The organism is Streptomyces murinus (genome assembly GCF_002154555.1).
Classification (GTDB): Bacteria; Actinomycetota; Actinomycetes; order Streptomycetales; family Streptomycetaceae; genus Streptomyces; species Streptomyces murinus.
In genome coordinates this window covers 1-2,515 of the sequence record NZ_MUNF01000410.1, presented here as the reverse complement: position 1 = coordinate 2,515, position 2,515 = coordinate 1, and the positions used below count along the sequence as shown (strand labels likewise).

At 72.4% G+C, this 2,515-nt stretch carries 1 protein-coding gene; it reads right to left on the bottom strand.

The window, feature by feature from the left end; translation table 11 throughout:
• Positions 1 to 2,447 (bottom strand): SpoIIE family protein phosphatase (locus tag CCN72_RS24160; protein ID WP_086809527.1); only part of this gene is annotated, 2,447 nt, incomplete at its 3' end.
• Positions 2,448 to 2,515: the final 68 nt, after the last annotated feature.

The following is a 2,515-nucleotide window of genomic DNA, read 5'->3' as shown; positions in this document are numbered from 1 at the left end:
CCCCGCCCGCCCTCGTCCGTGTCCCGGGCCCGCCGACGCCGGGGCTGCACGAGCCCGCCGTCCCACACCTCGCACACCAGCGTCCGGTCCAGCAGCAGCCGTAGCCTGATCTCCCCCTCGCCGTACCGCAGCGCGTTCGTCACCAGCTCGCTGACCAGCAACTCCGTCGTGTCGACCAGCGCCTCAAGCCCCCACTCCAGCAACTGCGCCCGAGCGTGCTCCCGCGCCCGCCCCACGCTCCGCGGCTCCCGCGGCAGCGTCCAGTCGCCGACGGAGTCCACCGGCAGCCCCTGCACCCGGGCCATCAGCAGCGCGATGTCGTCCTCACCGTGATGCGTGTCGAGGGTGTTGAGCACGTGGTCGCAGACATCCTCCAGCGGCCGTGCCGGATCGGTGAGCGCGCCGATGAACGCGTGCAGCCCCTCGTCCAGCGGATGGTCCCGTGACTCCACCAGACCGTCCGTGTACAGCGCGAGCAACGCGCCCTCGGCCAGCTCGACCTCCACCTCCTCGAAGGGCTCGCCCCCCACCCCGAGCGGCATCCCGGGCGGCACGTCCAGCATCAGCGCGGGCTCACCTGGTTCCACCAGCACCGGCGGCAGATGGCCCGCGTTGGCGAACGTACATCGCCGGGTCACCGAGTCGTACACGGCGTACACGCAGGTCGCGAGGTACACCTCCGACAGATCCGCGTCCCTGGGCTGCCGCGCCGTACGCGTCGCCTGCTGCACACCCCCCGGTGTACCGAGCCCACGCGCGATCTCGTCCAACGCGGAGAGCACCTCGGCCGGTTCGAGATCGAGCAGCGCCAACGTCCGTACGGCCGTCCGCAGTTCGCCCATCGCGACCGCCGCCCGCAGCCCGCGCCCCATCACATCGCCCACCACCAACGCCGTACGGTGACCCGGCAGTTCGATGACATCGAACCAGTCGCCGCCGACCTCGGTCGCCGCGTTGCCGGGCAGATAGCGGCAGGCGATGTCCAGGCCCGACGCCTCGGGGTCGCCCGGCGGCAGCAGGGAGCGCTGGAGGATCAACGCCCGCTCGTGCTCCCGGCGGTACAGCCGCGCGTTGTCCATGCAGACCGCGGCGCGCGCGGCCAGTTCCACCGCGAGGTCCCGGTCCCGCTCCCCGAACGGCTCGCTGCCCTTGGTCCGTGCGAACCGTACGAGCCCCACCACTGTGTCGTGCGCGACCATCGGCACCGCGAGCGTGGACTGCACCAGGCTCCCCTCCTCGGCCGGCACCGCCCGCGGTCGCGCGGTGCGCAGGGCGTCCGCGCAGGGGGAGTTGAAGGGGAAGTGATGTACGGCGCCGACCTTGACGGTCTCGGTGACCCGGCCCACGGGGGCGTCCGCGACCGCGCTGGCGATGGCGACCCGGCGCAACTCCGCACTGCCGTCGGCCATCCCGGGCGGGGTCTCGTCGCCGGTCAGCAGCCCCTGGTAGAGGTCGACGGTGGCGAGGTCGCAGAAGCCGGGGACGACGACGTCGAGGAGTTCACGCGCCGTGGTCTCCAGGTCGAGCGAGTTGCCGATCCGCGCCCCCGCCTCGTTGAGCAGCGCCAGATTGCGCCGGGCCGCGGCGGCCTCGCGGGCGGCGGCGCGGCGGGAGGTGACATCGGTGGCGAGCCAGGCCACGCCGATGGGCCGGCCGCTGCCGCTGTGCACGCGGTAGAGGTTGACCGACCAGTGCCGGCGTTCCTCGGATCCCGGGACATGACCGGTGACATGCATGTCGGTGATGGGATCGCCGCTCTCCAGCACCCGCCGCAGCGTCGCCGAGACCCGCTCGGCCTCGCCGCGCGGCAGATAGTCGAACACGCCCTTGCCCCGGTGGTCGTCCGGGCTGCCGCCGAAGACATTGGCGAACCGCTGGTTGACGCGCCGTACCCGCAGGTCGAAGTCGAGCAGCAGGAAACCGAAGGGGGATTGTCCGAATATCGCCTGGGACGCGGCGAGATCGGTCTCGATCCTGCGCAGGGTGCGGACGTCCACGACGATGCAGACGGCGGCCTTCTCGCCCTCCGCGGTCCGGGTCGGCATCACATAGACCTCGGCCAGGCCGTCCGACCCGCGCCCGCCCTCCGGCGGATCCGGCATCCGGAAGGGCACGACCCCGGTCCACTCGCGCCCGTCGAGGATCTCCGCCATCTTGCGCTGGCCCTGTTCCCGCAGGTCGGGGTCGATGAACGCCTCGATGGGATCCATACCGACGGCGCGCGCGGCCGGAATGCCGAACAGCTGCTCGGCGCGCAGGCTCCACTGGTCCACCAGGCCGCCGGGACCGATGGAGAAGGAGGCCACCTTTATGTAGTCGTACATGGAGCCGGGCGGACTGCTCTGCCACAGGGCGCCACCGGTCGCCGCCGCACTCGCGGCGGTCTGGTCCCTCGCGCCGCCCGACGGGTCCTCGGACTCCGTGGCCTTCGCTGGTATCTCGCTCACGCGAACCGTCCCCTCCAGCTCACCGCGCCCGGCACCGGTCACCGGGGGCGGTGAGCTGGAGGGGACGG